This is a genomic window from Lactobacillus sp. PV037, assembly GCF_014522345.1.
Lineage (GTDB): Bacteria > Bacillota > Bacilli > Lactobacillales > Lactobacillaceae > Lactobacillus.
Genome location: NZ_CP041987.1, coordinates 1,301,770 through 1,318,758 on the forward strand (window position 1 = coordinate 1,301,770; position 16,989 = coordinate 1,318,758).

The 16,989-nt window shown below is 34.0% G+C and carries 14 protein-coding genes, 2 tRNA genes, 2 pseudogenes and 1 riboswitch; of the genes and pseudogenes, 4 read left to right on the top strand and 14 right to left on the bottom strand.

Translation table 11 applies throughout. The annotated features are described in order from the left end of the window. Positions 1-20 precede the first annotated feature (20 nt). The 7 genes and pseudogenes from rsmA to trpS all read right to left on the bottom strand — a co-directional run bounded on the left by rsmA (position 21) and on the right by trpS (position 8,888). Positions 21-914 (bottom strand): 16S rRNA (adenine(1518)-N(6)/adenine(1519)-N(6))-dimethyltransferase RsmA, encoded by an 894-nt coding sequence (gene rsmA, locus FP435_RS07055; protein ID WP_265483569.1) that lies wholly within the window; start codon positions 912-914, stop codon positions 21-23. Next, positions 904-1,467, bottom strand: coding sequence for a ribonuclease M5 (gene rnmV / locus FP435_RS07060; protein ID WP_265483570.1), 564 nt, complete (start codon positions 1,465-1,467; stop codon positions 904-906). Before rnmV ends, rsmA begins: the two co-directional genes overlap by 11 nt. Further along, entirely contained in the window at positions 1,454-2,224 is a 771-nt protein-coding gene (locus tag FP435_RS07065; protein WP_265483573.1) for a TatD family hydrolase, read from the bottom strand. Before FP435_RS07065 ends, rnmV begins: the two co-directional genes overlap by 14 nt. Further along, positions 2,224-4,211: pseudogene (metG, locus tag FP435_RS07070) on the bottom strand (methionine--tRNA ligase). The gene FP435_RS07065 and the pseudogene metG overlap by 1 nt, the downstream one beginning before the upstream one ends. An 84-nt stretch (positions 4,212-4,295) precedes the next feature. Continuing rightward, the gene (mgtA, locus tag FP435_RS07075; RefSeq protein WP_265484653.1) at positions 4,296-6,980 is read right to left on the bottom strand and encodes a magnesium-translocating P-type ATPase; all 2,685 of its coding nucleotides are present in this window, start codon (positions 6,978-6,980) and stop codon (positions 4,296-4,298) included. A gap of 77 nt (positions 6,981-7,057) precedes the next feature. Then, a riboswitch (M-box (ykoK) riboswitch) is annotated at positions 7,058-7,221 on the bottom strand. A gap of 55 nt (positions 7,222-7,276) precedes the next feature. Continuing rightward, positions 7,277-7,858: a hypothetical protein gene (locus FP435_RS07080; protein WP_265483575.1), complete on the bottom strand. Its 582-nt coding sequence runs from the start codon at positions 7,856-7,858 to the stop codon at positions 7,277-7,279. A 7-nt stretch (positions 7,859-7,865) separates the two neighbouring features. Continuing rightward, a complete protein-coding gene (gene trpS / locus FP435_RS07085) occupies positions 7,866-8,888 on the bottom strand; it encodes a tryptophan--tRNA ligase (protein WP_265483577.1) in 1,023 nt (340 codons plus the stop codon). A gap of 110 nt (positions 8,889-8,998) precedes the next feature. On the opposite strand from trpS, the gene FP435_RS07090 reads away from it, so the two are divergent. Together FP435_RS07090 and FP435_RS07095 are read left to right on the top strand one after the other, a co-directional pair. Further along, on the top strand, positions 8,999-9,613 hold the full coding sequence (locus FP435_RS07090; RefSeq protein ID WP_265483579.1) for an SOS response-associated peptidase family protein: 615 nt from the start codon (positions 8,999-9,001) through the stop codon (positions 9,611-9,613). A 23-nt stretch (positions 9,614-9,636) separates the two neighbouring features. Then, positions 9,637-9,707: transfer RNA gene (locus FP435_RS07095), tRNA-Gly, on the top strand. 44 nt (positions 9,708-9,751) lie between these two features. Here the strand turns inward: FP435_RS07095 and FP435_RS07100 are convergent. Next, on the bottom strand, positions 9,752-10,420 hold the full coding sequence (locus FP435_RS07100; RefSeq protein WP_265483581.1) for a type II CAAX prenyl endopeptidase Rce1 family protein: 669 nt from the start codon (positions 10,418-10,420) through the stop codon (positions 9,752-9,754). Positions 10,421-10,568: 148 nt separating this feature from the next. On the opposite strand from FP435_RS07100, the gene FP435_RS07105 reads away from it, so the two are divergent. Together FP435_RS07105 and FP435_RS07110 are read left to right on the top strand one after the other, a co-directional pair. Continuing rightward, positions 10,569-11,423 carry an ROK family protein gene (locus FP435_RS07105; RefSeq protein ID WP_265483583.1) on the top strand — a complete coding sequence of 285 codons (855 nt, stop codon included), beginning with the start codon at positions 10,569-10,571 and terminating at the stop codon, positions 11,421-11,423. Between the two features lie 197 nt (positions 11,424-11,620). Continuing rightward, positions 11,621-12,346, top strand: a complete 726-nt coding sequence (locus FP435_RS07110; protein ID WP_265483585.1) for a GntR family transcriptional regulator — start codon at positions 11,621-11,623, stop codon at positions 12,344-12,346. Positions 12,347-12,679: 333 nt separating this feature from the next. Here the strand turns inward: FP435_RS07110 and greA are convergent. The 6 genes and pseudogenes from greA to FP435_RS07140 all read right to left on the bottom strand — a co-directional run bounded on the left by greA (position 12,680) and on the right by FP435_RS07140 (position 16,979). Continuing rightward, positions 12,680-13,140, bottom strand: a pseudogene (gene greA, locus FP435_RS07115) (transcription elongation factor GreA). Beyond that, the gene (locus tag FP435_RS07120) at positions 13,140-13,511 is read right to left on the bottom strand and encodes a hypothetical protein (RefSeq protein WP_265483587.1); all 372 of its coding nucleotides are present in this window, start codon (positions 13,509-13,511) and stop codon (positions 13,140-13,142) included. The pseudogene greA and the gene FP435_RS07120 overlap by 1 nt, the downstream one beginning before the upstream one ends. 32 nt (positions 13,512-13,543) lie before the next feature. Further along, a complete protein-coding gene (locus tag FP435_RS07125) occupies positions 13,544-14,857 on the bottom strand; it encodes a C1 family peptidase (RefSeq protein WP_265483589.1) in 1,314 nt (437 codons plus the stop codon). 18 nt (positions 14,858-14,875) lie between these two features. Beyond that, positions 14,876-14,948: transfer RNA gene (locus tag FP435_RS07130), tRNA-Thr, on the bottom strand. Between the two features lie 49 nt (positions 14,949-14,997). After that, complete coding sequence (locus FP435_RS07135) at positions 14,998-15,933, bottom strand: ABC transporter ATP-binding protein (RefSeq protein WP_265483591.1); 936 nt, start codon at positions 15,931-15,933, stop codon at positions 14,998-15,000. Continuing rightward, positions 15,933-16,979, bottom strand: coding sequence for an ABC transporter ATP-binding protein (locus FP435_RS07140; RefSeq protein ID WP_265483593.1), 1,047 nt, complete (start codon positions 16,977-16,979; stop codon positions 15,933-15,935). The genes FP435_RS07135 and FP435_RS07140 overlap by 1 nt, the downstream gene beginning before the upstream one ends. Between the last annotated feature and the right edge of the window lie 10 nt (positions 16,980-16,989).

Genomic DNA, 16,989 nt, shown 5'->3' on the forward strand with positions numbered 1-16,989 from the left:
TCAAGTTTAATTATTGACATTTAATTTATACTGTGCTCCCTAACAAGATGAGCTAATTCAATAAATTGCGGAATTGTTAATTCTTCTGGGCGTACTCTTAAATCTACTCCCAAAGACTCAATGATTTCTTCCCGTTCATCTTTATCTTTAACTAAAGGCTTTAAATTATTATTAAGAGTCTTTCTCCTTTGAGAAAAACTCATTTTTACTAAGTGATCGAAATATTTATAATCTTTAATATCATATTTTTTACTTAGTGGTTTCAAAGTAACTACTGCTGAATCAACTTTTGGCCGAGGCATAAAAGAAGAACTTTTTACCTCTTCATCAAAAGTTACATTCATTCTAGTTTGTACTGCAATTGAAAGAGGGCCGTATTCTTTAGTCTTCGGATGGGCTACTAAACGTTCTGCAACTTCTTTTTGCATCATTAAAGTTAAACTTACAAAATTCAAATCGCTTTTGATTAAGTCAAATAAAATTGGCGTCGTGATATAGTAGGGTAAGTTAGCTACGATTTTAATTGGGTGATTAAAATCAAAAAAATCTCCTATATCTTCTTTAAAATCAGCTTTTAAAACATCTTTCATAATTAACTTAAAACGTTCAGCAAGTGTTTGCCCATCAATCTTAGCGGGTAATTCATTTTTTAAGATTTCAGGCAAATCCGTATCAACTTCATACGCTGCTACTTTAGCCCCTGCTAACAAAATTTGTTCTGTTAAAGAACCAATTCCTGGTCCAATTTCAATTACTTGATCACCTGGCTGGATATCTGCTGCTGTCACAATTCCTTTTATTGCAGCTAAATCTACCAAAAAATTTTGTCCAAGATTCTTTTTTGCATGCACAAAGTACCGATTAACAATCGCCTTAGTCCTTACTGGATTGGCAATTGGCATATTATTTGACACTTTCAACCGCCTCTTTCAATTCTTCATAACTAATTCCAAACATTTCTAAACGCTTAAAAAACTGTTTGGCATTCCCATAGCCAATACTCAATTTAACTCCTACTTTTTCACGTAGTTTTCTTGCATTTGGACCCATCCCTAGCCCCAAAGCGTTATACTGACTTTTTGTTAAATCGCTTTTTGTTTCTTCTACTTCATGCAAATCGCTTAAAGCTCGCATCAAGGCTTCTTTAGATGCATGTTCAACTCCTAAACTATTCCCCCGCTTAGTTGGCTCACCTTCTTTGCGAGTAATAAAAGCCTGCTTAGCATTTGGAACTACTTGGGATACTAAGCGCCTTATTCTTTCCCCATTAAAATCTGGATCTGTAAAAACAATAATTTCTCTTGTTTGAGCCAATTTTTTAATTTCTGCTAAAGTTTCTTTTGATACCTCAGACCCATTAGTTTCAATAGTTTCAATTCCTGGGAAATATTGTTTTAGACGTTTAGTATCATCGCGTCCTTCAACAATAACCACCGCATTAAAATTTTTTTCTTTATTTGATTCCATAAATTTTTTTCGCATTTTGGTTCGTATGAGCTGCTACTTCCTCGATTTCTACACCACGCAACTCCGCAATTGCTTTGGCCACATAATAAACATATCCTGTTTCATTTTGTTTACCACGGTAAGGTTTGGGTGTTAAATATGGAGCATCAGTTTCAATTAACATTGCATCCCAAGGAACAACTTTGGCACTTGCATGTACATCAGTTGCTTTAGTAAAGGAAACAACTCCAGAGTAAGAAAGCATTAATCCTAGATCTAAAAACTTCTTCATCCATTCTGGATTACCATTAAAATTATGGAGAATACCTCCATACTCTCCTACCTTACTTTCCTTTAAAATTTGATAGGTATCTTCAAAAGCATCACGAGTATGAATATTTACAGGCATTTTTAAATCATGAGCGATTTCTAATTGCTCGGCAAAAACTTTTCTTTGTATCTCTCGGGGAGACTCGTCCCAATAATAATCAAGTCCAATTTCGCCTAATGCTACAGTCTTTTCTTTCTTTAACTGCTCAATTAACTGATCTGCAGCTTCTTGATTCCAATCTTTAGCTACATCTGGACAATATCCAACAATTGCATAAAGATTATCAAACTTTTCACTAAGATCTACTGCTCGTTGATTAAATTCAGGATCTTGTCCTGCAACTGCTGCTCTAGTAACACCTAAATTCTTTGCACGCTCTAAATAAATTTCCTCTTTACCTCTAAAAGGCTCATCGTTTAAATGAGTATGAGAATCAAAAATTTCCATTATCCTAAACGTGCTCCTACTTCATGTTCTTGATCAACAATTGCCAATTTAACTTTACCATCCTTTTCACTAGATAAAAGCATTCCTTGACTTAGTTGGCCTAACATCTTGCGAGGTTTCAAATTAGTAACAGCAAGTAATTTTTTACCGACTAATTTTTCATAATCTGGATAAAACTTAGCAATCCCACTCAAAATTTGTCGAGGTTGCTCTTCGCCTATATCAAGCTTAAAAGATAATAATTTATTTGAACCCTTAACTGGTTCTACTTCTAAAACCTTTGCTACTTTAATTTCTACTTTATCAAAGTCATCAATTGTAATAGCTTTATTGTTGGTCTTATCTTTTTGCTGGCTTCTAGTTTCTTTCTTAGGTTTAGCCTTAGCCATTTGCTTTTTGATATATTTGATTTCTTCATCATTTTTAAGACGAGGGAAAATTGGCTTAGGATCAGTGGTTACAGTATTATTCCAACCATAGCTTCCCCAAACCAGTTCATTAGCAGCTGGATCATCTAAGTCAAGTCCAAGTTGATTAAACATTTCTATTGGGCTTTGGGTCATAATTGGCTTAATCAAAAGTGCAACTAGGCGTAAAGTTTCTGCTAAATTGGTCATTACAACAGATAACTGATCTTTTTACCCTCTTTATTTAAAATCCAAGGTGTAGTTTCATCAATATACTTATTAGCACGAGAAATTAATTTCCAAACTGCATCTAAAGCTTGTGAAAAATGCAAAGCATCCATTTTTTCATAGTAGGTCGCAATAGTTTCTTGTGCAGCTTTCTTTAAACTTTCACCAAATTCATCTTGTTCTTCACTTACTGGTGCAACTAATCCCTCTTGATATTGATTAATCATTGAAACAGTTCTATTAAGCAAATTACCTAAATCATTTGCTAAATCAAAGTTGACTCTTTCTACAAAATCTTCAGGTGTAAAAATTCCATCACTGCCAAAGGGAATAGCACGCATCAAGTAGTAACGTAAAGCATCTAAGCCGTAACGTTCAACAATCATCTCTGGGTAAACTGCATTTCCCTTAGACTTAGACATCTTTCCATCTTTCATCAATACCCAACCATGGCCAAAAATTTGCTTAGGAAGTGGTACTCCAAGTGCCATTAACATAATTGGCCAGTAAATTGTGTGGAAACGAACAATTTCTTTACCTACTAAATGAACATCAGCTGGCCAAAACTTCTTAAATAATTCATCGTTTTCATTTCCATAACCCAAGGCACTAATATAATTGGAAAGTGCATCAATCCAGACATAAACAACATGCTTAGGGTCACTTGGAACAGGAATTCCCCAATCCACAGTAGTTCTAGTGACAGAAAGATCTTCAAGGCCTGGTTTGATAAAATTATTAATCATTTCTTTTTCACGAGAATGAGGCAAAATAAATTCAGGATGCTCTTGGTAATACTTTAACAAACGATCTGCGTATTTACTCATTTTAAAGAAATACGAAGGTTCCTTAATTAACTTAACTTCATGCCCTGATGGAGCTTTACCCCCAATTACCTTACCATTGTCATCTTTATAAACTTCTGCTAATTGTGATTCAGTAAAATACTCTTCATCTTCAACAGAATACCAGCCTTGATATTCTCCTAAATAAATGTCACCTTGCTTTAATAATTGTTCAAATATCTTTTGGACAGCAGCAACGTGTTCTTTATCAGTTGTACGAATAAACTTATCATAAGAAATATCTAACATCTTCCAAAGTTTTTTGTATGAATCTGCCATTTCATCCACAAATTCTTGTGGCTTAATTCCTTTGGCTTCTGCCTTTTGTTCAATCTTTAAACCGTGTTCATCAGTACCTGTTAAAAAGAAAGTATCATAACCTCGCGCACGCTTATAACGAGCCATACTATCAGCTGCCACAGTAGTATAAGCATTTCCGATCGTTAATTTACCTGAAGGATAATAGATAGGAGTTGTGATATAAAATGTTTTGTTTTCTTTAGTCATGTTAATAGTGCCTCCTTTAATTCTTACCTATAAGTATAGCATGCAAGGAAGCAAAAAGGATTTTCTCAGTAAAAGAAAATCCCATCAAATTAAGTATTTTTCCCTCTTCATGTACCATTTTTTAACTAGACTAGCTAATCCAATATACAAAATTAACATTAAAGCTACAAAGAATAAATATTCAAGTGGTACAAAGCCAAAATTCATAATTTTTGCTAGTGGTGTGAATGGAATAATTGTTCCAATAATTGCCACTCCAAAAGTAGCAATTATTACCGGTAAAGTAGCATGTTGTTTTAAAAAAGGAAAACGTGGATCACGCAAAACTGAAATTACAGTTTCTTGCGTCCATAATGATTCAACAAACCAACCTGTACAAAAGATTGCCATAAAACTAATTTTTTCACTTACACTAGCTGCTGCATAAGAGTGTCCCACTAATTTTGGACAAAGATAATAAAACAAAAAGCCAAAAGTAAGTATATCAAATAGCGAAGAAACAGGACCGAAAGTAAGCATAAACTTTGGCAGTTTCTTTACATGCCATTTTCGTGGTACTTCCAAGTAATTAGGATTCATTGTATCAAATGGGATAGAGAGACAACTAACCCCATAAAGTAAGTCCAATACTACAATTTGTAACGGCAACATTGGTAAAAAGGGTAAAAATAATGATGCTAATAAAATTGAAAGCATATTACCAAAATTCGAAGACAAGGTAATTTTTATATACTTCATCGAATTTCCAAATACTTGGCGTCCAATTCGCACCCCTTTTTCTAAAATCCTTAAATCCTTCCGTAATAAAATAATATCTGCTGTTTTCTTAGCAACATCTACTGCATCATCTACTGACACTGAAACATCTGCTACTCGCATAGCTGCTGCATCATTAATTCCATCTCCAAGATAGGCAACAGTGTGATCATTTGATTTTAAAACATTGATAATTTTTGCCTTAATTTCTGGAGAAACTTTTACAAAAATGTCACATTCCTCCACCATCTTTTTCATCTCATCAAAACTCTTATTTTCAAAATCACTACCTTCATATACTGTCTCAATGTTTAGTCCCACTTGTAAACAAACTGCTCGGGTAACTGCTTCATTATCTCCAGTTAGAATTTTTACTTTAATTCCATCTTTACGTAAATTATTTAATACTTCTTTGGCACTTTCTTTAGGTGGATCTAAAAATGCTAAGAAGCCAATTAAAATTAATTCTTTTTCATCTTCTGGCCCAAATTCACCTACAGGTGCTGGATTCTTTTTATATCCTAAGAGAACTACTCTGAAACCATCCTCATTCATCTGTTTAATCTCGTGGCGAATTTTTTCTTGCCATTGCTGAGTAAGAGGCATAATTTTGCCATCGATCTCTACTCGATCGCTGCAGGCCAGCATTTCTTCAGCTGCTCCCTTTGTTAAAAGTAAGTGTTCATTTTCTGCATCTGCAACTACTACACTCATTCGACGTCTAGTAAAATCAAATGGAATTTCATCAATCTTAGTATAGCGATATTGAATGTCATTAGTATCTATCTCTCCAGCGGCTGCTTCAATAATTGCTTTATCAATTAAATCCTTCATTCCTGTTTGATAATAACTATTTAAATAAGCTAATTCTAGTACCTTCTTTTTTTCCTCTAAGGCCAAATTAAAATGTCGTTCTAAAACCACCTTATCTTGTGTCAATGTCCCTGTCTTATCAGTACACAAAATATCTGCTGAGCCAAAGTTTTGAATGGAATTCATCTTTTTGACAATTGTGCCATGCTTGGATAATTCAAGTGATCCTCGCACTAAGTTACTGCTAATAATTACTGGTAGCATTTCAGGTGTTAACCCAACAGCAATTGCAATTGCAAAAACTAGGGCATTGCTCCAATCACCTTTAATGCTTCCATTAATCAAGAATACTAAGGGTGCGATAATTAAAGTCATTAGTAAAAGTAATGTGGAAATTTTCCTAATTCCAATATCAAAGCTTGTTTGTTTAACTTTTGTCTTAGCTAATGTACGAGCTAGTTTGCCAAAAACAGTGTTATCTCCTGTCGCAAATACAACACCCATCCCTGAGCCAGAAACAATTGTGGTTCCTTCGTAAAGAATATTAGGATACTCTAAATAATTGTTAATTTGAGTAGCAGAAGGCTTTTTATTAGCTATCTTTTCAATCGGTTGTGATTCTCCATTTAAAGAAGCAGAAGAACAAAACAAGTCCTTGCTTCTTAGTAGCCGCATATCTGCTGGAATGATATCACCAGCGGCTAGATTAATAATATCTCCTACTACAATATCTTGAGTTGGTAGTTCTACATTTTTTCGATTTCTTTTAACATTTGTTGTAACAGAAACTAGTTCCATTAAATCTTCGACTGCATCACTAGTTTTTAGATCTTGTACAAATCTCACTACTGCTGCAATACAGACCATGATTGCCAAAATAATCGAAGTACTAAAATCTTTTTCACCAACTGGCTCTAAAAAATAATTTGCTAAAAAAGAAATTATTGCCAAAATTATTAACACAACGGAAAAAGGGGTAAAAAAAGATTTTATCAAAGATTGAATTTTGCTATTTCTTTGATTTGTTACCACCTCATTTGGCCCTTGCTGGGCTAAGCGAATTTCTGCATCCCTCTGCGTAAGGCCACTAGTAGATGTCTTCAATCTTTGTAAAGTTGCAAACTTGTCTTCTTCTGCAATTCTTTTTACTAATTTTGTATTTGCCTGCTGTTTCTTATTAGTCGTATTGAATTTGAACACCACTCAAAATCCTTTCTAGACCAAGCAAACAAACAAAAAAGACTAATACACAAACTGTATTAGTCTTAAATCCAAGCGATTTTTACTCGTCGTTCAGCTTTAACACTACGTGACGTAAGAAAAGTCTAGCTGGCTGGGGAGGGCCTTAAATCGACGATCCCTGTTTGACCCGTTGGCATCTCTGGATGTTGCTGGGCGACAGCATATGTTCACGTAGGAGTCTCACCTAACAGTTTATTTGCTCATTAATTTCTATACAAATACTTTATAGGCTCTAGCTGTATTCGTCAACCCCTTTAGTGGTTAATCTTAAAATTTTGGTACCATGCAAGTGCAACAATTGCAAAGATTCCCACAGCTAGTGACCAAAGTATTTTCATATTTTTTGAAGTATTTAGGCTACTCAATTGCCGCACACTTATATCATTTTTATCTTTTACATGATAATGCTGATTAATTAAGGTTGCACTGATATTAATTAATCTTTGCACACCCCTATTAAAAGTTCCTTTATCTGCTGAACGCAGTTGCTGCTTAGTAGCTTGAAGTATCTGCATTCTTTTAGTAAGTGGAATTATTCTTGCTAAGTTTTTGCCCATACTTATTTCTACATTCCTTTTGTTTGCATTTTTAGTAACAAAAATTATCATTTCATTTTCTTGGGGCTTAATCGCCTTAGCCTTTTTATTACTTTGCAAAACAAAATGAACTTTTTCATGGTGACGCTGGAAACTTGTATTTCTCTGGGCTAAAAGTTGAGTAGTTTTTTGATCAAAAACTGCTAATTCATCACTTACCACAGAGTTCTTAGCTGCTAAGCTTAAAACTCCAAATCCCAAAAATACTAAAGTTAAAATTAGTCGTTGTACTCTTTTCACAGTTATTCTAAATATTCTTGAAATAATTCAACCCAATTGCATCTCGAACTTGTTGCAATGTTTCATTGGCTACTTCATTGGCCTTCTTTGATCCTTCTAATAGCATTTCATAAACTGCTTCAGGATCCTTAGCAAATTCTTCACGTCGTTGTCTAATTGGTCCTAGTTCATCTTCGAGTACTTGATTAAGATACTTCTTTATCTTTACATCACCTAAGCCACCCTTTTGATATTGAGCTTTAAGTTCAGCAACTTTTTCTTTATCAGGAGCAAAAACATCTAGGTAAGTAAAGACAGTATTTCCTTCAACTTGGCCTGGATCTTCAACATGGATATGGTTTGGATCAGTGTACATTGACATTACCTTTTTTTGGACTGTCTTTGCATCATCAGAAAGATAAATTGCATTACCAAGTGACTTAGACATCTTAGCATTTCCATCAAGCCCTGGTAATCTTCCTTGCCCCTTAGGTGGGAAATAACCTTTAGGTTCAACTAAAATATCAGTGTTATAAACTCGATTAAAAGTACGAACAATTTCACGAGTTTGTTCAAGCATTGGTTCTTGATCATCCCCTACTGGAATTAAAGTAGCTTTAAAAGCTGTAATATCTGCTGCTTGAGAAACTGGATAATTTAAAAATCCAACTGGAATAGAATCTTTAAATCCTTTTTGCTTAATTTCAGTTTTAACAGTTGGGTTTCTCTCTAATCTAGCTACAGTTACTAAATCCATGTAGTAGGCTGTTAATTCAAAAAGTGCTGGAATTTGTGATTGAACAAAAATAGTTGATTTTGCTGGATCAAGTCCTACTGCTAAATAGTCAAGTGCTACTTCAATTAAACTATTTCTGATTTTTTCAGGATCACGTGCATTATCAGTCAAAGCTTGCGTATCTGCAATCATGATATATGGATCATATTTATCTTCATTTTGAAGCTTTACTCGATTTTTTAATGAACCAATATAGTGACCGATATGTAATTTCCCTGTAGGGCGATCCCCAGTTAATAAGATTTCTTTAGCCATAATTTTCTCCTCACAACAATTATCTGTTAATCTTAATTTTAGCAAAAATCACAAATTCTTTAAACTATCACAAAACCTGATAGAATTAAGTTAGAAATGGAGGAAAAAATATGTGCAATCATTATGAACAACCTGCAATTAAACAAATTCAAAGAATCTTAAAAGATGATCTCAATTTGTCCGTTGCTTCACAAGACTTCCAAGAAGATTTTCAAATTCCTCAACAAATTTTTCCTAAAAAACAAGCTTTACTTTTAGCCAAAAGTTCAACTGGCAAATGGGGCTTCGTTCCAAAAAACTGGGGTTATTCTAATCCATTTGATCCAAAGCGTCCTTTAATTAACGCCCGCATTGAAAAAGTATTTGCTGGGCCAAATTCAATGTGGTATGAATCTTTTAAAAAGGGACGCTGCATTATCGTTGCCAATCAATTTTTTGAAGCTGGCAAAACTAGCTATGAAGCAAGCAATGGTAAAACTTACAAAGATCAATATAGCTTTAAAGACAATGATTTTCCTTTAACCTTTATTGCAGGAATTAGAAATAAAGAAGACTTTGCCATGGTAACTACCAAACCAACTCCAAGTTATGCCCAAGTTCACGACCGTATGCCCCTTGTACTTAATCCCGACCAGCTAAACACCTGGTTAACTCAAGATATTACAGCTACTTTGGATCAGACTCCACCTGCTTTAGATAAAATTGAGTTGCAACGCAGAAGTTAGCTATGATATACTAAATGCGTTACGCGGGTATAGTTAAATGGTAGAACGTCAGCTTCCCAAGCTGAAGATGCGGGTTCGATTCACGCTATCCGCTTAAAGCAAAAGGATTACACTTTATAAAGTGTAATCCTTTTTTGTTTAGATAAGTAAAATCATAAAAATTCCATTCAAGATGGCTAAATATATTGGAGTAAAAATATTTTGGGTATAAAGATAAGACCAGGCAATTAACATCCCACATAAACTGTTAATTACAAATAAAGAAAGTGAATATTGTCCATTTAAAATTGCAAAAAATATTCCTGACGCCATTATTCCAAAAACAGAACTAACTATATCTTGAGTTCTAAAGTAATAATTAAAGAAGAAACCAACACTTAGATAGACCTGCAAAATTGGTAAAATTACTCCAAAAGCAAGAATTAAAAACCAAAATAAAATCGTTGATTCTTGATTAGAAAACATTGTTTGGACATATGTCATCGGAAAGCGGTGACGAGCTTGCCAATAGGAAGTTAAAAAGCGTAATCCAATTACAATAACACTTACTCCAGCACTAAATCCAAAATCTGCTAATAAAGAAATAGAAACTCGATCTTCAAAAAATTCTTGTTCTCGATTATAGCGACGAATATAAAACCATAGTCCAAACAACCCAAAAATTATAAAAAATATTGCCCCTACAATATGAAACTTATTTTTACAAATTGCCCAGGTTTTACATAAAATTGCTAATAAATAAATAATTAAATATACACAATATCTAACCAAATTACCTTGTTTAGACTGAGGTGTATTTGGATCCAATCTTGTCACTTCCCTTATTGTTCCCGTATCTTTCAATTATAACAAAAAATTCATTTTTCACTTAATTTTTTAAGACTAAATTTTTGACACTCGTTACTTTTAAAACTAGCATGAAATTATATTAAGAAATAAAAGGAGCGGAGCTAACATGTTAGTCGCAATTCAAATTAATGATCAAGAAATTAAAGTTGGAACTTGGGAAAATAATAAATTGACCTTAAGTAGTAGTTTCCCTACCCCTACAACCCTTGAAGAATTCAACACATTGATTACTTTAGCAGTTAATGATATTAAAAAGTCTTCGACAATTTCAGGAATTGCTCTTTCTATTCCAGGAATTATTGACTATCAAACTGGTACTATCACTGGTGGAAGTGGAATTTCATATCTTGAGAATACAACACTAGTTAATAATTTCAAAAAAGAATTCGACGTACCAGTAACCTTAAGCAGTGATAGTGATAGTGCTGCCCTAGGATTGATTAAGTCAGAAAAAGAACCTATTACAAGTAGTATTATTTTATCAATTGAACATATTATTTCCGGTAGCTTTATCATTAATAACCAGCTCTGGCAAGGAGCACATAAAGTTGCAGGAGAAGTTGGTGAACTTTTAATTAATGACACTCCTTGGTCAAAAATTGGGGCTCCTGATGTCATGGCAGAACAATACAACAAGCTCACTGGTAAAGACTTTGATGCTAATACAGTGTTTGATTTGGGTAATACTAGTGATCCTCAAGCTAATGAAGTTGTTAAAAAATTCTTCCACATCCTTGCTGAAGGTATCTTTAACTTACAACACACTTTAGATCCAGCACGAATTTACTTTACTGGTGCAATTACTAAACATCCAGAATTATTGCCATTACTGGAAGACGAACTTACTACTTTAAAACACACTTATCATTTTACTCATTCTCCAATTTTAGATTTATCCACTTTAAACGATGAAGCTATTTTACGTGGTTCTATTGCTTATTTTGAAGCAAAAAATAACTAGTCAATTAGTAAAAATTTCCGCTAAAAAATATATATCTTTTAGCGGAAATTTACCTTCTAAACTTAGTAGATTGAGTTAATTGTTGTATAATGAAAACGTTATCAATAATTATATACTTTAATAGTATAATTCATTGCTTATTACTTTGATGTTAATGCAAATTTATAATCTACTAATTCAAAGGAGTTTAGTTTAAAATGGCTATTCACAAATATCTACAAGTTGCTAGTATCGTCGAAGATCGGATTAAAAATAAAGTTTATCCTCCTCAGGCATTCCTTCCTGATCAAGAGGCGCTGGCCCAAGAACTGAATGTTAGTCGTTTAACTGTAAAGAAAGCTATTGATTACTTGGAGCGATTAGGTTATGTTTATAAGCGTTCTGGTTATGGCACAGTAGTTTTGAGTGAGGTGCCCATTGAAAGAAAGAATGACCACCCAATAAATAGTTTTCACGATATTGATAAAACATTTGGGCAAGAAAATATTTCCACTAAACTTATTAATTTTTCAATTGAGTTTCCCAATCAAGAAGTTCAAGAGAACCTTTTCATTCAAGATCATGACCCCGTTTATAATATTCTGCGTTTACGAATGTTTAAAAATAACCCTTTGCTTTTAGAACATCTCTTTATCCCTTTAAGCATCGTCCCTAAAATTAACAAAGAAGCTCTATCTGGATCATTATATGGCTATTTTACTGATGCCTTACACTTAACTTTGGCTACTTCCTATCGCCGTATTCGTGCCTGCAAAACTGAAGAAAATGACATTACTTACCTTAATGCCAAAAGAAATGATCCAATTTTAGAGCTGGAGCAGATTATTTGGCTAAGTACTGGCCAACCTATTAACTATTCAACTATTAGAAATAAATTTGATGATGTTACTTATACTATTCTTTATAACGATAATTTCAATTAAACAAAAAAGGTGACTACTTTCAGTCACCTTTTTAATTTTAACTATATAACTTCCCACATTAGGCATTAAGTTACATAATTCCCCCTACTTTTTACATAACTTATTAGCCTATCTTATTCATATCATATGCTTCCTAATGTAGAAATTCTATGTTGCAAAACCATGCGTTATCAAACTAACTTTCTACTCATAAATCATAAGCAAAATCGAAACAAAAATTTTGACCATGTAATTATTTCTGTCTTTTAAGTTAAATAACAGACTTTAACAACAAGCTAATCATAGTACTTTTTTCAAGCGCTTACAAGTATAAATTAATATATACTTTTAAGTTTACTCAACTTTTAAAATTTTAACCTGATAACTTCCTGCTGGGGCCTCAACTGTCACAAGTGTATCAGCCTTTTGTTTCATAATCGCTTGTCCTAAAGGTGAATCAAATGATACCTTTCCCTTCTCAAGATCAGCTTCCATGCGCCCTACAACCTGATAAGTATCACTTTCTTCTTCGCCTTCAAATAAAAGTTCTACTGTTGAACCAAGATCTACTTCTCCACTGTCATTTTTTTCAATCACTTGGGCATATTTCAATTGTTTATTTAAATAACGGAGCCTACTTTCTAAGTGACCTAAATCTCTTTTGGCTTCTGTATATTCAGAATTTTCTGACAAATCTCCTAGACTACGAGCTTCCTGGAGGATTTTAATCCGCCGCGGCCGATCCTTTTTAATCTTGAAATTTCTTCCTCAATTTCTTGATAACCTTGTGGCGTCATCTTTTGAAAATAGACCATTATTTGACCTCTTCCAGTTTATTAGTGGTTACATCTTGATAATATAATTTGCCATTTTTCTTAATATAGTGGCTAACGATTGTTCCTGTTTCTTTTTCTTGTACATCAAATTGATTACCAATTTGGCTAACCGTAAAATCCTCTTTGGTCATTTTTCCAGAGTATTTATGTCGTTTTAGAGTATCATCCACTACTCTATCAAATGAAGTTTTGGCAACACTTTTTACCGGCTTCGAACTAGTAGTGGCTTTTTTATTAACCTTACTGGAATGAGAAACTTGAGGTGAAGTTGCTGCCTGTTTATTACCACATCCTGTTAAAAAAAGTGGCATTAAAATTAAGACACCCCAACCATATAAATTCTTTTTCATTTTTACTTCCTACTTTTACTTCTTACTTCACTTTATGCCATTGAATCCCAAGGTTTAACTGCTGTGGCTGGTCCTTGAGCGATTTCTACTAGTTTCTTTGGAAGAAATTTCTTTTTAACTACAACTTTAAAAAGATATTCATCAAACCAATTATCGCTCATAACAAAGTAGCCTTTATCACCAACCTTACTTCCCCAGGAGTTTTCTACTTTCCACTGACGCGGCTTGCCATTAACTACATCTACTCCAACAAAAGTCATAGCATGAGTTGAACCACTTGCTCCCGTTTGGAGACGCTCTTTTTTGGAAAGTTTAGTCTCAATATCAAATATTAAATCTGTATCATACAGATCAGCTGCTAAGATTCCTTGTTGGCGGTCACTTTGTTTACCTACATCACATCCAAACCACAGTGTTTCACCAGCCTTCAATTGAGCAATTGCTGCCTCCTTAAGATTTTCAATTTTAGTATTTAAGAACTGCACTGGAGTGCCACCTTCAACGTTATCTTCAAATGGTAAAGCATATAATTTATCATATTCATGATCAGGAGCATTAAATAAGACGACATAGTCATCCAAATCATCTATCAAATAATTTCTAAAGAAATCTTGAGGAGTTAAATTTTCCTCAAAAAGGTACTCACCTTTATCATTTTTGAATTCTAAGTCAAACTTTTTTACTGGTTCGCCAAAAGCAATAACTGCCATCCGATAGACTTCACTCAAGAATTCTTGGCGTTTTTGCTCTACTTCTTTATCTTTTCCAGCTTGAACTAATTTCCTTAACACCAAACCATCTTCACGTAATTTCATATTCAAAGCTTGGTTAAAACTAGCAGTATTATTGGCAGTAAAACTTTCACCATAAGCATAAGTAGGAACCAATCCATATTTTCTAATCAAAGAAATCGCCATATGCCATTGACCACCATCTGTATCTGGTGCCTGAAAATAAGAATGAACAGTACGATCATCTAAATCTTTATCAGCAGTTGCGATAATATTATTAAAAAAGATATTTGCGCGCTCAATACGATCCCAGAAAAATAAATAAGCTTGTGAAAAGGTAAAATTCTTTGCTTGATATTTTTTGGCAAATTGATGTCTCAAAACATTCAAAGTAGCGAAAAGCCAACATCTTCCGGATTGCTTTTGATCAGTAACATTATCTGTAGGAATTTCAATTGAAAAAGTTCGATTTAAACTCCTTACAGCCGCTTCATTCAAACTAGCCTTTTTCACACCATTATTTACTACAGCCAAAGTAGCAAGTTTATTTTGCTTACTTGCCTCAAAATCTTGCTGAAATTGTGCTATTTCTTCAAAAGATAATTCATGTCTCATTTTCTTTCCTTCTTTCAAAGCTGCTTCCCAGATTTGAACTGGGGACCTCCTCCTTACCACGGCGGTGCTCTACCTGCTGAGCTAAAGCAGCACCTATATTTTACCACATAATAAAAAAATCCATCTTCATGGATGGATTCTTAGTTATTCAAAGCTAATTGACGATAATGCTCTACTTCTTCATCAGTACAACGAACAAATCGACCAGGAACTACTTCATGAAGCGTTCTTTCTTGGCCATCACTTTCCAAATTACCATCATAATCAATTCGTTTGCGATTTTTTTCAATTTCAGGATCTGGAATCGGAACCGCTGAGATGAGACTTTGTGTATATGGATGAAGAGGATTATTGTAAACATCATCAGCAGGTCCTACTTCAAGTAGCTTTCCGTAACGCATGACTCCAATTCGATCAGAAATAAATTTAACCATTGATAAATCATGGGCAATAAAGAGGTAGGTTAGTCCTTGCTTTTGCTGCAATTCTTTCATTAAGTTAACAACTTGGGCTTGAATAGAAACATCCAAAGCAGAAATAGGTTCATCAGCTACGATAAATTTAGGTTCTACAGCTAACGCACGTGCGATCCCAATTCTTTGGCGTTGACCACCGGAGAACTCATGAGGAAATCTAGTGGCATGTTTTTTATCTAATCCTACTTCATCTAGTAAAGCTTCAACACGTGCACGACGTTCTGCCTTATTTTTAACTAAACCATGAATATCCAGACCTTCTCCAATAATATCTTCAACAGTCATTCTTGGATTTAAAGATGCGTAAGGGTCTTGGAAAATCATCTGTGCATCCCTTCTAAATGAAAGAAGATCTTTCCGTTTTTTTAAGTCATGAATATTCTTACCTTCAAAAATGATTTCTCCAGCAGTTGGTTCATATAACTTCAAGATACTTCTTCCTGTAGTAGTTTTACCAGAACCAGATTCTCCTACTAAACCAAAAGTTTCTCCTTCATAAATATGAAAGCTAACATCATCAACTGCTTTAACAGTGTTTGAACCAGACTTAAAGTATTGCTTTAAATTTTTTACTTCTAAAATCTTTTTTTTCTCGTCCATTAGCTTTCCTCCTTTTTAGAGTGTTTCTCGTCGTATTTTTTCCAACGACGCAAAATTTCTTTTGGCGGGGTAACTTTAGGAGCATCTGGATGCAATAACCAAGTAGCTGCATAATGAGAATCAGTCACTTTATAATATGGTGGTTTTTTCTCAACATCAATTTTCATTGCATATTTATTTCTTGGTGCAAAAGGATCTCCTTTAGGAGGATCAAGTAAGTCAGGAGGGGTCCCTGGAATTGATTCTAGCTCTTCACTTTCAAGAGTTGGCATAGAGTTCATTAATCCCCAAGTATATGGGTGTTGTGGATGATAAAAGATTTCTTCTACTGTTCCATATTCTAAAATTTCGCCGGCATACATTACTGCTACTCGATCTGCAATTCCAGCAACCACTCCCAAATCGTGGGTAATAAAAATAATTGAAGTCTTAACTCTCTTTTGTAAATCCTTCATTAAGTCCAAAATTTCTGCTTGTACTGTCACATCAAGAGCAGTAGTTGGCTCATCAGCTAATAATATTTCTGGTTCACAAATCAAAGCAATTGCAATCACAATTCTCTGTCGCATCCCACCTGAAAATTGGTGAGGATATTGATTAATTCTTTTTTCAGCATCAGGAATACCAACTGCTTTCATCATTTCCAAAGCCTTAGCCCAAGCTTCTTTTTTACTTGCGCCTTTATGTTTAATTAGTGGCTCGGCAATTTGTTGGCCAATTTTCATTGTCGGATCAAGAGAAGTCATTGGATCTTGGAAAATCATTGCAATTTCATTTCCACGTATTTGCCGCCAATCTTTTTCTTTGTTTTCTAAAAGATTTTTGCCATGAAAATTAATTTCTCCACCAGCAATTTCTGCATTTTGAGCAAGTAATCCCATAATACTTCTAGTAGTTACAGATTTACCTGAGCCAGATTCTCCTACGATTGCTAACGTTTCACCTGGTTTTAAGCTAAAAGAAACATTACGAATGGCTTTTACTTTACCAGCGTACGTATTAAAGTTAATTTTTAAATTTTTTACATCTAAAACATTTTCAGCCATTTTTACCTAC